The organism is Citrobacter sp. RHBSTW-00029 (assembly GCF_014104295.1).
In the GTDB taxonomy this organism is placed as follows: Bacteria; Pseudomonadota; Gammaproteobacteria; order Enterobacterales; family Enterobacteriaceae; genus Citrobacter; species Citrobacter youngae.
Map to the genome: position 1 here is coordinate 329,124 of NZ_JABXRT010000001.1, position 17,255 is coordinate 346,378.

General features: G+C 52.4%; 12 protein-coding genes. 11 read left to right on the forward strand and 1 reads right to left on the reverse strand.

The genetic code is table 11. The features are described 5' to 3' along the window. Positions 1 to 605: 605 nt before the first annotated feature. The 7 genes from HV041_RS01635 to HV041_RS01665 all read left to right on the forward strand — a co-directional run bounded on the left by HV041_RS01635 (position 606) and on the right by HV041_RS01665 (position 7,810). On the forward strand, positions 606 to 935 hold the full coding sequence (locus HV041_RS01635) for a YqcC family protein (protein ID WP_048213080.1): 330 nt from the start codon (positions 606 to 608) through the stop codon (positions 933 to 935). After that, positions 935 to 1,717, forward strand: coding sequence for a tRNA pseudouridine(65) synthase TruC (truC, locus tag HV041_RS01640; RefSeq protein ID WP_165712618.1), 783 nt, complete (start codon positions 935 to 937; stop codon positions 1,715 to 1,717). The genes HV041_RS01635 and truC overlap by 1 nt, the downstream gene beginning before the upstream one ends. Positions 1,718 to 1,736: 19 nt before the next feature. After that, a complete protein-coding gene (locus HV041_RS01645; RefSeq protein WP_005130932.1) occupies positions 1,737 to 2,186 on the forward strand; it encodes a flavodoxin in 450 nt (149 codons plus the stop codon). A 346-nt stretch (positions 2,187 to 2,532) separates the two neighbouring features. Continuing rightward, on the forward strand, positions 2,533 to 3,885 hold the full coding sequence (gene gudP, locus HV041_RS01650) for a galactarate/glucarate/glycerate transporter GudP (RefSeq protein ID WP_061068486.1): 1,353 nt from the start codon (positions 2,533 to 2,535) through the stop codon (positions 3,883 to 3,885). A gap of 2 nt (positions 3,886 to 3,887) precedes the next feature. Then, a complete protein-coding gene (locus tag HV041_RS01655) occupies positions 3,888 to 5,228 on the forward strand; it encodes an enolase C-terminal domain-like protein (RefSeq protein ID WP_121584994.1) in 1,341 nt (446 codons plus the stop codon). A 20-nt stretch (positions 5,229 to 5,248) separates the two neighbouring features. Next, positions 5,249 to 6,589 (forward strand): glucarate dehydratase, encoded by a 1,341-nt coding sequence (gene gudD / locus HV041_RS01660; protein WP_061068484.1) that lies wholly within the window; start codon positions 5,249 to 5,251, stop codon positions 6,587 to 6,589. Positions 6,590 to 6,667: 78 nt separating this feature from the next. Further along, complete coding sequence (locus HV041_RS01665; RefSeq protein WP_121584993.1) at positions 6,668 to 7,810, forward strand: glycerate kinase; 1,143 nt, start codon at positions 6,668 to 6,670, stop codon at positions 7,808 to 7,810. A gap of 127 nt (positions 7,811 to 7,937) precedes the next feature. Here the strand turns inward: HV041_RS01665 and barA are convergent, their stop codons facing one another. Further along, complete coding sequence (gene barA / locus HV041_RS01670; protein ID WP_048213074.1) at positions 7,938 to 10,694, reverse strand: two-component sensor histidine kinase BarA; 2,757 nt, start codon at positions 10,692 to 10,694, stop codon at positions 7,938 to 7,940. A gap of 57 nt (positions 10,695 to 10,751) precedes the next feature. On the opposite strand from barA, the gene rlmD reads away from it, so the two are divergent. The 4 genes from rlmD to pyrG all read left to right on the forward strand — a co-directional run bounded on the left by rlmD (position 10,752) and on the right by pyrG (position 17,170). Continuing rightward, on the forward strand, positions 10,752 to 12,050 hold the full coding sequence (gene rlmD / locus HV041_RS01675) for a 23S rRNA (uracil(1939)-C(5))-methyltransferase RlmD (protein WP_048213073.1): 1,299 nt from the start codon (positions 10,752 to 10,754) through the stop codon (positions 12,048 to 12,050). A gap of 100 nt (positions 12,051 to 12,150) precedes the next feature. After that, positions 12,151 to 14,385 carry a GTP diphosphokinase gene (relA, locus tag HV041_RS01680; protein ID WP_048213072.1) on the forward strand — a complete coding sequence of 745 codons (2,235 nt, stop codon included), beginning with the start codon at positions 12,151 to 12,153 and terminating at the stop codon, positions 14,383 to 14,385. Between the two features lie 131 nt (positions 14,386 to 14,516). Continuing rightward, complete coding sequence (gene mazG / locus HV041_RS01685) at positions 14,517 to 15,308, forward strand: nucleoside triphosphate pyrophosphohydrolase (RefSeq protein WP_048213071.1); 792 nt, start codon at positions 14,517 to 14,519, stop codon at positions 15,306 to 15,308. 224 nt (positions 15,309 to 15,532) lie between these two features. Further along, a complete protein-coding gene (gene pyrG, locus HV041_RS01690; protein ID WP_005130912.1) occupies positions 15,533 to 17,170 on the forward strand; it encodes a CTP synthase (glutamine hydrolyzing) in 1,638 nt (545 codons plus the stop codon). Positions 17,171 to 17,255: the final 85 nt, after the last annotated feature.

Below are 17,255 nucleotides of genomic sequence, written 5' to 3' on the forward strand. Positions count from 1 at the left end.
ATCTCTTACAAACCCTGTAGGAGATTGCCAGGTGATCAGTAAAGACTTCATCGACCGATATAATGTTAACTATTTATAATTCAATTGGTTAATGTTTTATTGATAACTTTCATATGAAAATAATCATTAGGGTATGTCTGTAAGTGTCTTGTAAGACAATGCGAAACAGGCGATTCTATCTCTGTCGACAAGGAGTCGCACAACGAAGTGAACATCAGGATGATGACACTTCGGCAGGACACACCAGGACGGTGCTGCAAGGACAGGTTTCAGGATGAAGCAAAGAGGAAAACGCGGGAAGCGTTAAAGGACACCTCCAGGATGGAGAACGAGAGCCGGTCAGGATGTTCGGCGGGTCAGGATGGCCAGGACACTTCAGGATGAAGTTTTCACATCGGGGTGATGTGAGCAGGATGCAAAAGTTCAGGATGAACGCGGTCGCAAGACCACAGGAAAAGTTGTCACGGATGAGCAGGGAGCACTAAAAGTAGCTGGAATGCTGCGAAACGAACCGGGAGCACTGTTTTTACAGTGCTCCCTTTTTTTATTTCCTTTCTACTGGTGCTATTCTTCGCGCCAGATTTTTCATCATTGAGGTTAATTTCATGACGACTCATGACCGTGTGCGCGAGCAGTTGCATGCGCTTGAAGCACTGCTGCGTGAACATAATCACTGGCGGATGGATGAGCCAGAAGCGCATCTGTTTTCCAGCACGCAGCCTTTTTGTATGGATACCATGGAGCCGGTTGAATGGCTGCAGTGGGTGTTGATTCCCCGCATGCATGCGCTGCTTGATAATGCGCAGCCACTTCCAGAAGCGTTCGCTATTGCGCCATATTATGAAATGGCGCTGGCAGCCGATCATCCACAGCGCGATGTGATCCTGATTGCATTGCAGGATCTGGATGCGCTATTTACCAGTGATAACGCCTGATGCTGGAGATTCTCTATCAGGACCAATGGCTGGTTGCAGTCAACAAACCTTCGGGCTGGCTGGTTCATCGCAGTTGGCTCGACCGCGATGAGAAAGTGGTGGTAATGCAAACGGTGCGCGACCAGATTGGTCAGCACGTTTTTACCGCCCACCGACTCGACAGACCGACATCCGGTGTGCTGTTGATGGGGCTGTCCAGCGAGGCCGGACGACGGCTGGCACAGCAGTTTGAGCAGCATCAAATCCAAAAATGCTATCATGCGATTGTGCGTGGCTGGCTGATGGATGATGCCGTGCTGGATTATCCTTTGGTGGAAGAGCTGGACAAGATTGCCGATAAATTTGCCCGTGACGACAAAGGCCCACAGCCTGCGGTAACCCATTATCGGGGCCTGGCGACGGTTGAAATGCCGGTGGCGACCGGACGTTATCCGACCACCCGTTACGGGCTGGTGGAGCTGGATCCTAAAACCGGTCGAAAACACCAGCTCAGACGTCACCTGGCGCATTTGCGTCATCCGATTATTGGCGACAGCAAGCACGGTGATTTGCGACAAAACCGCAGCGCCGCGGAGCATTTCGGTTGTCAGCGATTAATGCTGCATGCCAGCCAGCTTGCGCTGACCCATCCTTTCACCGGCGAACCGCTGGTTATTCGCGCCGGGCTGGATGACGTCTGGATGCAGGCGCTATCACAGTTTGGCTGGCGTGGACTTCTCCCTGAGAATGAAAGGGTTGAGTTCAGCGGGCTGTCAGGTCAGGATAAGCAGATAGATTCTTAAGTCCCAGGAGATTACGGTTATGGCGGAAATTGGAATTTTTGTCGGCACGATGTACGGAAACGCGCTGCTGGTTGCCGAAGAGGCCGAAGCTATCCTCGCAAATCAGGGGCATAAAGCTACGGTTTATGAAGATCCGGAACTGGCTGACTGGGAAAAGTACAAAGACAAGTACATCCTGGTCGTAACGTCAACGACGGGACAAGGCGATCTGCCGGACAGCATCGTGCCGCTGTTTCAGGGAATTAAAGACCAACTGGGTTATCAGCCCGACGTTCACTACGGCATTATTGCACTCGGTGACAGTTCATATGCCAATTTCTGCGGCGGTGGTAAGCAGTTTGATGCGCTTTTGCAGGAACAGAGCGCCCAGCGTGTAGGTGAGATGCTGCTGATTGATGCCGGTGAACATCCGGAACCGGAAAGCGAATCCAACCCCTGGGTAGAACACTGGGCAACGCTCCTCAAATAGAATATTACCCAACCATCCGCACAGTTCGAATCATAAGCCGGGTAAGGCGTCGCCATTACCCGGCAATAAATCCCCCTCAAACGCCAATTTCGTGAAGCATCTTCCATTCCCTTAGGCTTATGCCATAAACAACCTCATTCACCCCTCGCAATGTTGTGTTTTTGCACGGTGAGGGTAAGAGGCACTCCTTCATATACTTTTCCCGTCAGTTCCCGAAAAGGCAGCGAGTCAGAATAAAACGGCCCCGAGCTGTACCAAAACTGCCACACACTAACCTCTCATTCTGATCACCCTACAGGTGCTGTACAGAATGAACTGGCGAAAGCCACGATTCAGGAGTGCAACAATGAGTTCATTAAGTCAGGCGGCGAGCAGCGCGGAAAAACGCACTAACGCTCGCTACTGGATAGTGGTGATGTTGTTTATCGTCACATCCTTCAACTACGGCGACCGCGCCACCTTATCCATTGCCGGCTCTGAGATGGCCAAAGACATTGGCCTTGATGCCGTCGGGATGGGGTATGTATTTTCCGCTTTTTCATGGGCCTATGTTATCGGCCAGATCCCCGGCGGCTGGTTGCTTGACCGCTTTGGTTCAAAACGTGTTTATTTCTGGTCCATCTTTATCTGGTCCATGTTTACCCTGCTGCAGGGCTTCGTCGATATCTTTAGCGGCTTCGGCATTATCGTTGCGTTGTTTACCTTGCGCTTCCTTGTGGGGTTAGCTGAAGCGCCATCCTTCCCCGGCAACAGTCGCATAGTTGCGGCATGGTTTCCGGCACAGGAGAGGGGCACGGCGGTCGCAATCTTTAACTCTGCGCAGTACTTTGCCACCGTTATCTTCGCGCCAATCATGGGCTGGCTGACCCACGAAGTAGGCTGGTCACACGTATTCTTCTTTATGGGGGGACTCGGGATCATCATCAGCTTTGTCTGGCTGAAGGTGATTCATGAACCAAACCAGCATCCGGGTGTAAACCAAAAAGAGCTGGACTACATTGCCGAAGGTGGCGCACTGATCAACATGGATCAGGCAGCCGCTAAAGCTAAAGTTCCGTTCAGCGTGAAATGGGGACAAATCAAACAACTGCTTGGCTCACGGATGATGATCGGTATCTACATCGGCCAATACTGTATTAACGCGCTGACCTACTTCTTTATCACCTGGTTCCCGGTCTATCTGGTACAGGCGCGGGGTATGTCGATTCTGAAAGCGGGATTTGTCGCGTCGGTCCCGGCTATTTGCGGATTCGCAGGCGGCGTGCTCGGCGGCATTATTTCCGACTGGCTGATGCGTCGCACCGGTTCGCTGAATATCGCCCGCAAAACGCCAATCGTGTTGGGTATGTTGCTGTCAATGGTGATGGTGTTCTGTAACTACGTCAACGTTGAGTGGATGATTATCGGCTTTATGGCGCTGGCCTTCTTCGGTAAAGGTATTGGTGCACTGGGCTGGGCGGTAATGGCAGACACGGCCCCCAAAGAGATTAGCGGCCTGAGCGGCGGTCTGTTCAACATGTTCGGTAATATCTCCGGCATCGTGACACCGATTGCTATTGGCTACATTGTGGGCACGACGGGGTCGTTTAATGGTGCCTTGATTTACGTTGGGGTGCATGCGCTGATTGCTGTGGTGAGCTATCTGGTGCTGGTCGGTGATATTAAACGTATCGAACTGAAACCTGTCGCAGGACAATGATGATGACAACACAATCAAGCCCCGTTATTACCGATATGAAGGTCATCCCGGTGGCCGGGCATGACAGCATGCTGCTCAATATTGGCGGTGCGCACAACGCATATTTCACTCGCAATATTGTGGTTCTTACCGATAACGCCGGTAATACCGGCGTCGGTGAAGCGCCGGGCGGTGAAGTGATTTATCAGACTCTGGTTGACGCTATCCCGATGGTATTGGGTCAGGAAGTGGCCCGCCTGAATAAGGTGGTCCAGCAGGTACATAAAGGCAATCAGGCTGCTGACTTTGATACTTTCGGCAAAGGTGCCTGGACATTTGAGCTGCGCGTCAATGCGGTGGCGGCGCTGGAGGCCGCGCTGCTGGATCTGCTGGGCAAAGCGCTGAATGTACCGGTCTGCGAGCTGTTAGGTCCGGGTAAGCAGCGTGATGCAGTGACCGTGCTCGGGTATCTGTTCTATGTAGGTGATCGCTGCAAAACCGATTTGCCGTATCTGGAAAGTACGCCGGGTAACCATGAGTGGTATCAATTACGTCACCAGCAAGCGATGACCAGCGACGCGGTGGTGCGTCTGGCGCAGGCGTCACAGGATCGTTATGGCTTTAAAGATTTCAAACTGAAGGGCGGTGTGCTGCCGGGTGAGCAAGAAATTGAAACCGTCCGTGCGCTGAAAGCATGTTTCCCGGATGCGCGTATTACCGTCGATCCAAACGGTGCCTGGCTGCTGGATGAAGCCATCTCCCTGTGTAAAGGCCTGAATGATGTGCTGACCTATGCCGAAGATCCGTGCGGCGCTGAACAGGGCTTTTCCGGGCGCGAAGTGATGGCCGAGTTCCGCCGCGCGACTGGTTTGCCGGTGGCGACCAACATGATTGCTACCAACTGGCGCGAAATGGGCCACGCGGTAATGCTGAATGCAGTCGATATTCCGCTGGCCGATCCGCACTTCTGGACGCTTTCCGGCGCGGTACGCGTGGCGCAGTTGTGCGATGACTGGGGCCTGACCTGGGGATGCCATTCTAATAACCACTTTGATATTTCGCTGGCGATGTTCACCCACGTCGGTGCGGCTGCGCCGGGTAATCCAACGGCTATTGATACCCACTGGATCTGGCAGGAGGGTGATTGCCGCCTGACCAAAAATCCGCTGGAGATTAAAAACGGAAAAATTGCGGTACCCGATGCGCCCGGTCTGGGCGTGGAACTGGACTGGGATCAGGTGCAGAAAGCGCATGAAGCCTATAAGGCGCTGCCCGGCGGCGCGCGTAATGACGCAGGCCCAATGCAGTATCTGATCCCCGGATGGACTTTTGACCGTAAACGTCCCGTTTTCGGCCGCCACTAATTTTGAATAAGGACTTAATTATGAGCGCACAATTTTCTACCCCACTGGTTACCTCTATGCAGGTTATTCCGGTTGCGGGTCATGACAGTATGCTGATGAACCTGAGCGGCGCACATGCTCCGTTCTTCACGCGCAATATTGTGATTATTAAAGATAACTCCGGTCATACCGGCGTGGGTGAAATTCCCGGCGGAGAAAAAATCCGTAAAACGCTGGAAGATGCGATTCCGCTGGTGGTGGGCAAAACGTTAGGTGAATACAAAAACGTACTGAATACGGTACGCAATACTTTTGCCGATCGTGATGCGGGCGGTCGCGGTTTGCAGACCTTTGATTTACGTACCACTATTCATGTGGTTACTGGGATCGAAGCTGCCATGTTGGATCTGTTAGGCCAGCACCTGGGGGTGAATGTCGCGTCTCTGCTGGGTGATGGTCAGCAGCGTAGCGAAGTGGAAATGTTGGGGTATCTGTTCTTCGTCGGCAACCGTAAAGCGACGCCGCTGCCGTATCAGAGTCAGCCGGATGAGAAGTGCGACTGGTATCGTCTGCGTCATGAAGAGGCCATGACCCCGGATGCGGTTGTGCGCCTGGCGGAAGCCGCGTATGAGAAATATGGCTTTAACGACTTTAAACTGAAAGGTGGCGTGCTGGCAGGGGAAGAGGAAGCGGAATCTATCGTCGCGTTGGCGAAGCGTTTCCCGCAGGCCCGCGTAACGCTCGATCCCAACGGCGCCTGGTCGTTGAATGAAGCGATCAAGATCGGTAAGTATCTGAAAGGATCGCTGGCTTATGCTGAAGATCCATGTGGCGCGGAGCAGGGGTTCTCTGGGCGTGAAGTGATGGCGGAATTCCGCCGCGCTACTGGCCTGCCGACGGCGACCAATATGATTGCTACCGACTGGCGTCAGATGGGGCACACGCTGTCGTTGCAATCTGTGGATATTCCGCTGGCTGACCCGCATTTCTGGACCATGCAGGGGTCTGTTCGCGTAGCGCAGATGTGTCATGAGTTTGGCCTCACCTGGGGTTCACACTCTAACAACCACTTTGATATTTCGCTGGCGATGTTTACGCATGTGGCGGCGGCTGCGCCGGGTAAAATTACGGCCATTGATACCCACTGGATCTGGCAGGAAGGTAACCAACGCCTGACCAAAGAACCGTTCGACATTAAAGGCGGCATGGTACAGGTACCAGCGAAGCCGGGTCTGGGTGTAGAACTGGATATGGACCAGGTGATGAAAGCGCACGAACTGTACCAGCAACATGGCCTGGGAGCGCGTGATGACGCGATGGGAATGCAGTACCTGATCCCGAACTGGACCTTCGATAATAAACGCCCATGCATGGTGCGCTAAGTGTTATGCCGGTTCTGACAGGAACCGGCACATCTCCAGGTGTATGATTAACAGAATCAACATGCGTAAGGACGGCTTATGAAAATAGTAATTGCACCGGATTCTTATAAAGAGAGTTTGAGTGCGCTTGAGGTGGCAACTGCCATTGAGCAGGGTTTTCGTGAGATCTGGCCTGATGCGGATTACGTAAAGATACCGGTCGCTGATGGTGGTGAAGGAACGGTCGAGGCGATGGTTGCCGCTACGGCGGGCCACCTTGTGCATGTTGATGTTACGGGGCCCCTGGGAAGTAAGGTACAGGCATTTTATGGGGTATCAGGAGATGAGCGCTCAGCGTTTATCGAGATGGCGGCCGCCAGTGGGTTAGAGCGAGTTCCGGCAGGGTTACGCGACCCGCTGAAAACCACCTCATGGGGGACCGGAGAGTTGATTCGCCATGCGCTGGATGCGGGTGTAGAACACATCATCATCGGGATTGGCGGTAGTGCGACCAATGATGGTGGTGCCGGTATGGTGCAGGCACTGGGCGCCAAATTGCTGGATGCACAGAATAACCAGATTGCACAAGGCGGGATCGGTCTGGAAGCGCTCACCAGGATCGATATTTCAGCGTTAGATAAGCGCCTTGCCACCTGTCGTATCGAAGTGGCCTGTGATGTCACGAATCCGCTGACCGGTAAAGAGGGCGCTTCTGCAGTATTTGGTCCACAAAAAGGGGCAACGCCAGAGATGATCACCCGTCTGGATAATGCGCTGACGCACTATGCACAACTGATTGCCCGCGATCTGGACGTTAACGTGCTGGATCTGGCCGGTGGAGGCGCTGCCGGAGGCATGGGGGCTGCACTGTATGCGTTTTGCGGCGCGCAGCTACGCCGTGGTATCGAGATCGTGACGGATGCGTTACACCTTGACGACTGCGTTGCGGATGCAGATCTAGTTGTGACCGGGGAAGGGCGTATTGACAGTCAGACGATCCATGGCAAAGTCCCGGTAGGCGTAGCGAACGTTGCAAAGCGATATAATAAGCCTGTCATTGGTATTGCAGGCAGCCTGACGCCAGATGTTGGCGTGGTGCATGAGCATGGAATTGATGCTGTTTTTAGCGTGATTTATACCGTTTGCACGCTGGATGAGGCGCTGGATAATGCGAGTGAAAATGTGCGGATGACGGCACGCAACGTGGCCGCAACGCTTAAAGCAGGTCAGCAATTACGCTGAGTTGTAGGTCGGAGAAGGCGTTTACGCCGCTCCGGCGATGTGCCCGATGGCGCGACGCCTATCGGGCCTACGGTAAACAGCGAAACCTGTCGGCCGGAGAAGGCGTTTACGCCGCATTCGGCGAATATCACCCCAATATCCGTTTCGCTTCTCGCCCGACGTTGTCCATCTCATCAAGAAGCTCTAAAAACTCTGGTTCCAGATCTTCTTCTTTGGTCCCGCTACGTAACTGCTGTTCAATAAGCTGGCACAGGTTTTTCATGCGGGGAACCCCGCTGTAACCGCAGCTGCCGTGTAGTTTATGAATCAAATCCACCAACCCTTCAGGGTTTTCACCCACCAGTTGCTCTTCAATTCTGTTACGGACTTCAGGCAAGAAATCGATCAGCATTTGCAGCATATCCCGCGCCAGATCGTTTTTACCGGCAGCCTGTCTCAACGCCAGTTGCCAGTCGAGGGTCGTATTCGGGTTGACCACGGGGTCAGGGGGGGCCGCCACGATAGCCCGGGCTGATGTGCCGGCACCGGGCTTATAGCGCAACAGCAAACTGTGCAATTTATCTTCTTCAATCGGCTTAGCCAGGTAGTCATTCATTCCGGCGCTGAGTAACTTCTCTTTTTGCCCTGCCATGGCATGTGCTGTTACCGCAATAACCGGTGTCTGCTGCTGGTGTGGAAGCTGATGGATCAGTTCGCAGGCACGAATACCGTCCATGTCTGGCATCTGAATATCCATCAGGATCAGATCAAACTGCATTTGCTTGGCTCTGTCCACCGCCTGCTGTCCGCTGTCGCACAGCTCGACGTGCTGAACCTTATCTTCAAGTAATGCGCCGATAAGCTTCAGGTTCGCCGGGTTGTCGTCCACCGCCATCACGGTCATCGCAATCTTGCTTTCATCTAACAACTGGCGTTCTGCACCCTGGTTCAGGTGGCAATATTCGGTTAACGCAGGCAGCAATCGGGTTGAGGTGAGCGGTTTTAACAGACATGCCGCCGCGCCGCCTTGCTTTAATTTTTCAGCGTTAATCTGCGCATGGCAAGGCAGCGCCAGCAACAGGAAATCGGTCATTGCGGCTGCGCTTGCCAGACGTTTATGCTGCATGGTGAGCGGCTCGTGGAAAGTGACGGGGACACCAAGTAGCAGAATATCGTAGTGTTCTGCCGGTAATGCAGAGAATGAAGGACTGTAAATCACCTCCAGCGGCGTTTCACTCAAGATATCTAACGTGCATTGCGCGGCGGTAGCATTTGGTTCAACGTAAGCCAGTCGTTTTCCGGCCAGACAGCGGGTGGTTGAACGATCGCTGATAACATTAGGATTGAGATCAAGACTGATATGGAACCAGAAAGTGGAACCGCGATTGGGTTGGCTATGGAACGAGATATCCCCACCCATTTCATTGACCAGTTTTTGTGTGATCACAAGGCCAAGTCCGGTACCGCCATGACGGCGCGAAATGCTGGCATCAGCCTGACGGAAAGCCTGGAACAGACGTGACTGATCGCGTTCCGGGATGCCAATACCGGTATCGCGGATTTGAACTTCAATCTGGACTTTGGTGTTACTGAGCGCGCGTTTTTCAACCAGAATGTCGATATTGCCGCTCTCAGTAAATTTGATGGCATTGCCGACCAGGTTGGTAATGACCTGTTGCAGGCGCAGCGGATCGCCAATCACATTGTCCGGAACGTCATTTTTAATATTCAGTGTTAGCTCCAGCCCTTTGTCATGGGAGGAGTGCGCTAACAGCGTTACGACGTCATCCAGTGTGCTGCGCAGCGGGAACGGTATGCTTTCCAGAATCAGTTTACCCGCTTCCAGTTTAGAGAAGTCGAGCACATCATTGATGATAGCAAGCAGGTTGTTAGCAGAGCGCTCAATTGTATTCAGGTGATCGCGCTGGGTGGTATTTAACTCGGTTTTCAGTGTCAGGCGTGTAAATCCAATGACACCGTTTAGCGGTGTACGTAGCTCATGAGACATGTTCGCCAGGAACTCTGATTTAATACGTGCAGCTTCCTGGGCGCGTTTCTTCGCCAGATCCAACTCAACGTTTTGGATCTCCATCTGCTCCAGCGTTTCGCGCAGATCTGAAGTCGCCTGATCGATATTGTGCTGCATCTCTTCATGGTAGGCGGCGAGAGACATTGCCATCGAGTTGATGCCATTCTTCAGCATATCCAGTTCGCCCAACATGAAACCTTCCACGCGGCTATCGAGCTGACCTCTACGTATTCGGTCAACGGTATTCACCATGTTGCGAATTGGTCCGGTCACGTCGCGCATCAGACGCCAGCCGAAAATTAACGCAATGCCAATACAAAACAGCATCATGACGCTGGAGATAAAGATCTCTTTGTACTGCTGTAATCGCACGGACTTGAGGTCCAGCTCAAGCGCCACATACCCCAACATATTTTTGGTGTTTTTGGCATCGCTAACGGCAGATTCATCAGGTGAATAGCTTTCCGATATAATAGGGGTACGCAGGATCATGATATCCCCGTGCCGGGTTACGCTCAGCTTTCGCGGAAACGGCGATCCGGTAGCCAATTGCATCTCTGACGGATCAAGATGAAAGTTGGAGGTGACGAACAGTTGGTTATTTTCGTCATAGACGGAAATTGCCCGCACAATATCGGAATGGCGACGATGCAACACGCTGATAAGCTGGCCGATGGATTCCCGGTTTTGCAAGTTCATGCCGTATTCGCTGGAAACCGCGAGTGGCTCGATGATGCTGGCACCAGCATCTTCCAGTTGACGCTGCAAGTCGTTATAGCGATGCACAACAAAAAAGATACTGAGCAGCAAACCTATCAGGACGGTCGGGGCCAGGATCAGAATCATCATGCGTGCGCGCAGGCTGTAGTTGGTCATGGAGTTCCGTTATGGGACAATTAGGGTCACACTGTTAAATAGAGAAATATCTCGTCGATGGCGCAATTCTACTCTGCAAAACGACGCGTGACGACGCGTCAGATCATAACCGTTACCGTCAATGACCTTGATTCTTTTGGTCAGGGCGTTGCTCGTCATAACGGGAAAGCCCTGTTTATACCGGAATTGCTGCCTCAGGAAAGCGCAGAAGTGGTGATAACTGAAGATAAAAAACAGTTCGCCCGCGCGCAAGTCAAACGTCGTTTAAACGACAGTTCGGAACGTGAAGTGCCACGTTGTCCACATTTTGGGGTCTGTGGTGGCTGTCAACAGCAGCACGCCAGCATCTCGTTGCAGCAGCGTAGCAAAAGTGCAGCGTTATCGCGTTTAATGAAATGTGAGGTGACAGAAGTTATCGCCGATACCCCGTGGGGCTATCGACGCCGCGCGCGTTTAAGTCTGAACTATCGCTCGAAAGAGCAGCAATTGCAGATGGGATTTCGCAAGTCCGGCTCCAGCGACATTATTGATGTGAAGCAATGCCCTATTTTGGTGCCCCAACTTGAGGCGTTGCTGCCTGAAATTCGGGCATGCCTGCAGAGTCTGCAGGGGCTGCGTCACTTGGGGCATGTCGAATTGGTGCAGGCTGGAAGTGGAACTCTGATGATTTTGCGCCACACCGCACCATTGAGTGCCGCGGATAAAGAAAAACTGGAACACTTTTCGCATTCTCAGGGACTGTCTTTGTTTCTGGCTCCGCAAAGCGAGATACTGGAATCAAATTCAGAAGAATCGCCCTGGTATGATTCAAATGGACTACGTTTAACCTTCAGCCCGCGTGATTTTATCCAGGTCAATGAAGGGGTAAACCAAAAAATGGTTTCCTGTGCGCTGGAATGGCTGGATGTGCAGCCAGAGGACCGGGTGCTCGATTTGTTCTGTGGTATGGGGAATTTTACGTTGCCGTTGGCCGTACGAGCAGCGAGCGTTGTGGGTGTTGAAGGTGTCCCTGCGCTGGTGGAAAAAGGCCGGGAAAATGCGCGGAATAACGGACTACACAATGTGACATTCTTTCATGAAAACCTTGAAGAAGATGTCACCAAACAACCATGGGCAATGAACGGATTTGATAAAGTATTGCTCGATCCTGCGCGTGCGGGGGCTGCCGGCGTGATGCAACATATTATAAAGTTAAACCCTGGCCGCGTTGTTTATGTATCCTGTAATCCTGCTACGCTGGCTCGTGACAGCGAAGCGTTACTCAATGCAGGATATACCGTTCGGCGACTGGCGATGCTCGATATGTTCCCGCACACTGGACATCTGGAATCGATGGTCCTGTTTGAGCGTTTGTAATGAATTTTATACCCATTGGATTTCGGGTTGTAATGCAACGTGAAAGACAATGGGTACGGCTTGTCGACTTCGACAGGCCATGCCCCTTAAGGAGAGGACGATGGTTGCGGTAAGAAGTGCACATATAAATAAAGCTGGTGAGTTTGATCCTAAGAAATGGATCGCGAGTCTTGGGATCTCCAGCCAGCAGTCGTGTGAACGCTTAGCCGAAACCTGGGCGTATTGCCTGCAGCAGACACAGGGGCATCCGGATGCGGATCTGCTGCTGTGGCGTGGCGTCGAAATGGTGGAAATACTCTCCATGCTGAGCATGGATATCGACACGCTGCGAGCGGCGATGCTGTTCCCTCTGGCGGATGCCAATGTGGTGAGTGAAGACATCCTGCGCGAGAGCGTAGGCACGTCAATCGTTAACCTTATCCATGGTGTGCGTGATATGGCGGCGATACGCCAACTTAAAGCCACGCATACCGATTCAGTCTCTTCCGAGCAGGTCGATAACGTTCGTCGCATGCTGCTGGCAATGGTCGATGACTTCCGCTGCGTGGTCATCAAGCTGGCGGAACGTATTGCCCATTTGCGAGAAGTGAAAGACGCGCCGGAAGATGAACGCGTTCTGGCGGCAAAAGAGTGCACCAATATCTATGCACCGCTGGCCAACCGTTTGGGAATCGGGCAATTAAAATGGGAACTGGAAGATTATTGCTTCCGTTATCTGCACCCGGCTGAATACAAACGCATTGCCAAGCTGCTGCATGAACGTCGTATCGACAGGGAGCATTACATTGATGAGTTCGTCGGTCATTTACGCTCAGAGATGAAAACGGAAGGCGTCAAAGCTGAAGTGTACGGACGTCCGAAGCACATCTACAGTATTTGGCGCAAAATGCAGAAAAAGCAGCTGGCTTTTGACGAACTGTTCGATGTGCGCGCGGTGCGTATCGTGGCTGAGCGTTTACAGGATTGCTATGCCGCGCTGGGGATTGTGCATACTCACTATCGCCATCTGCCTGATGAGTTCGATGACTACGTTGCCAATCCAAAGCCTAACGGTTACCAGTCAATCCATACGGTTGTGCTGGGGCCTGGCGGTAAAACCATTGAAATCCAGATCCGTACCAAACAGATGCACGAAGATGCTGAGCTGGGTGTTGCCGCGCACTGGAAGTACAAAGAAGGTACTGCTTCAGGCGCGGCGCGCTCTGGTCATGAAGACCGCATTGCGTGGCTGCGTAAACTGATAGCCTGGCAGGAAGAGATGGCGGATTCCGGTGAAATGCTGGATGAAGTGCGTAGCCAGGTCTTTGATGACAGAGTTTACGTCTTTACGCCAAAAGGCGATGTTGTGGACTTACCGGCGGGCTCAACGCCGCTCGATTTTGCTTATCACATTCACAGTGATGTGGGGCATCGTTGCATTGGCGCGAAAATTGGCGGGCGCATCGTACCGTTTACCTATCAGCTGCAGATGGGCGATCAAATTGAAATCATCACCCAGAAACAGCCAAACCCAAGTCGTGACTGGCTAAATCCTAACCTGGGCTACGTGACGACCAGCCGGGGGCGCTCGAAGATCCACGCCTGGTTCCGTAAACAGGATCGCGACAAAAACATCCTGGCGGGCCGCCAGATCCTCGATGATGAGCTGGCGCATTTAGGTATTAGCCTGAAAGAAGCGGAAAAACATCTGCTGCCGCGCTACAGCTTCAATGAGCTGGATGAGCTGCTGGCGGCGATTGGCGGAGGAGACATCCGCCTCAACCAGATGGTGAACTTCCTGCAGGCGCAGTTTAATAAACCAAGCGCTGCCGAACAGGATGCCGCCGCGCTGAAACAACTTCAGCAGAAAACGCAGGCGCCGCAGAGTCGCCGAAAAGACGACGGTCGCGTGGTGGTTGAAGGGGTGGGTAACCTGATGCACCACATCGCTCGCTGCTGCCAGCCGATTCCCGGCGATGAGATTGTCGGGTTTATCACCCAGGGACGCGGTATTTCCGTCCACCGGGCGGATTGCGAACAGCTGAATGAACTGCGCTCGCATGCGCCGGAACGTATTGTTGACGCGGTTTGGGGCGAAAGCTACTCGGCAGGGTATTCGCTGGTGGTTCGCGTCCAGGCTAACGATCGCAGCGGCTTGTTACGTGATATCACGACGATTCTTGCCAACGAAAAGGTGAACGTGCTGGGGGTTGCCAGCCGGAGTGATACCAAACAACAGTTGGCCACCATTGATATGACCATCGAAATCTATAACCTGCAGGTACTCGGACGTGTGCTCGGCAAGCTGAACCAGGTGCCGGATGTGATCGACGCACGCCGTCTGCACGGTAATTAATTATTTTGTAGGCCGGATGATCTTGCAGGCCTGATGGCAACGCGTCAGCGTTGCCATCAGGCATTGCTATATCGCCGGATGTTGGCTGTTGCCTTATCCGGTCTACTATATTGAAATTTCAGGATATTCCAATGAACCAAATCGATCGACTGCTCGGTATTATGCAGCGCCTGCGCGACCCGGAAAACGGTTGTCCGTGGGATAAAGAGCAGACATTCGCCACTATTGCTCCTTACACCCTCGAAGAAACCTATGAAGTACTTGATGCCATTGCGCGCGAAGACTTCGACGATCTGCGTGGTGAATTAGGCGATCTGTTGTTCCAGGTGGTGTTTTACGCCCAGATGGCACAGGAAGAAGGGCGCTTCAACTTTGATGATATCTGTGCTGCGATAAGCGATAAGCTTGAACGCCGCCACCCGCATGTTTTCGCAGATGTTTCTGCCAGTAACAGCACCGAGGTGCTAACCCGTTGGGAGCAAATCAAAACCGAAGAACGTGCCGAGAAGTCACAACATTCCGCGCTGGACGATATTCCCCGTAGTTTACCGGCGCTAATGCGCGCCCAGAAAATCCAGAAACGTTGCTCAAATGTTGGCTTCGACTGGAAAACATTAGGGCCGGTTGTCGACAAGGTTTACGAAGAGATTGACGAAGTCATGTTCGAGGCGAAGCAGGCTGTCGTTGACCAGGCTAAACTGGAGGAGGAAATGGGCGACCTGCTGTTTGCCACGGTCAATATGGCCCGTCATTTAGGGACAAAAGCAGAGACTGCTTTGCAGAAAGCGAATGAAAAATTCGAGCGCCGTTTTCGTGAGGTTGAGCGAATTGTGGCTGCTCGCGGTCTGGAAATGACAGGTGTTGATCTGGAAACAATGGAAGAAGTCTGGCAACAGGTAAAACGACAGGAAATTGATCTCTAAGGGATTTCGTCGGTCAAGGGCGATTTGTGTGATTTTTTAAATAACAAGCGCTTGATTTACGTCAAAAACATTTACCCCAAAGGGGCTATTTTCTCACTCCCGATGTTAATGTGAGCCTGGTGAAGAGGAGGAATAATGAAAGTTTGTGGCGCTCGTCATGTTCGGGTATACTACTTTCCCGTCTTGGTAATTCCATCGTTTCACCCTAACTTCTCAGGTCCAGCATGACAACGAACTATATTTTTGTGACCGGCGGGGTCGTATCCTCTCTGGGAAAAGGCATTGCCGCAGCCTCCCTGGCAGCCATTCTTGAAGCCCGTGGCCTCAATGTAACCATGATGAAACTGGATCCGTACATCAACGTCGATCCAGGTACTATGAGCCCTATCCAACACGGGGAAGTGTTCGTTACCGAAGACGGCGCTGAAACCGACCTGGACCTGGGTCACTATGAGCGTTTCATTCGTACGAAAATGAGCCGCCGTAACAACTTCACCACCGGTCGTATCTACTCCGACGTTCTGCGTAAAGAACGCCGTGGTGACTATCTGGGCGCGACCGTTCAGGTTATCCCGCACATCACGAATGCCATTAAAGAACGCGTTCTGGAAGGCGGCGAAGGTCATGATGTTGTTCTGGTTGAAATCGGCGGAACCGTTGGGGATATCGAATCTCTGCCGTTCCTTGAAGCGATTCGCCAGATGGCCGTAGAAATTGGCCGTGAGCACACGTTGTTTATGCATCTGACGCTGGTTCCGTACATGGCGGCGGCAGGTGAAGTCAAAACTAAACCGACTCAGCACTCGGTAAAAGAGCTGCTTTCTATCGGTATTCAGCCAGATATCCTGATTTGTCGCTCCGATCGCGCAGTTCCGGCTAATGAACGTGCAAAAATTGCATTGTTCTGTAACGTTCCGGAAAAAGCGGTGATTTCTCTGAAAGATGTCGATTCCATCTATAAAATTCCGGGCCTGTTGAAATCCCAGGGCCTTGACGATTATATTTGTAAACGATTCAGCTTGAACTGTCCGGAAGCGAATCTGTCAGAATGGGAACAGGTTATCTACGAAGAAGCGAATCCGGCAGGCGAAGTGACTATTGGTATGGTCGGCAAGTACATTGAACTGCCGGATGCCTATAAGTCAGTTATCGAAGCGCTGAAGCACGGTGGCTTGAAGAATCGTGTCACCGTCAACATCAAGCTGATTGATTCGCAAGATGTCGAAACGCGCGGCGTTGAGATCCTGAAAGGTCTTGATGCAATCCTGATCCCAGGCGGCTTCGGCTACCGTGGTGTTGAAGGTAAAATCGCGACAGCGCGCTTTGCGCGTGAGAACAATATTCCTTATCTGGGTATTTGCCTGGGTATGCAGGTTGCGTTGATTGAGTTTGCTCGTAACGTCGTGGGAATGGACAACGCCAACTCCACAGAATTTGTGCCAGACTGTAAGTACCCGGTGGTGGCCCTGATTACTGAATGGCGTGATGAAGACGGCAACGTCGAAGTCCGTACCGAGAAGAGCGATCTGGGCGGCACAATGCGTCTTGGTGCGCAACAGTGTCAGTTGAGCGATGAGAGTCTGGTTCGTCAACTGTACGGTACGCCGACAATTGTTGAACGCCATCGCCACCGCTACGAAGTCAACAATATGCTGTTGAAACAGATTGAAGCTGCGGGTCTGCGTGTTGCAGGCCGTTCCGGTGATGATCAGTTGGTCGAGATCATTGAGGTACCGAATCATCCGTGGTTCGTGGCCTGTCAGTTCCACCCGGAATTTACTTCCACGCCACGTGATGGGCACCCGCTGTTCGCCGGCTTTGTGAAAGCCGCCAGTGAACATCAGAAGCGTCAGGCGAAGTAAGAAGTAAAAAGTTAGAACGGCAATGCACCCATCAGGGTGCATTGTTTGTCTGGAGTTTTAGTTTAACTTGTACTGAGGAAAACCT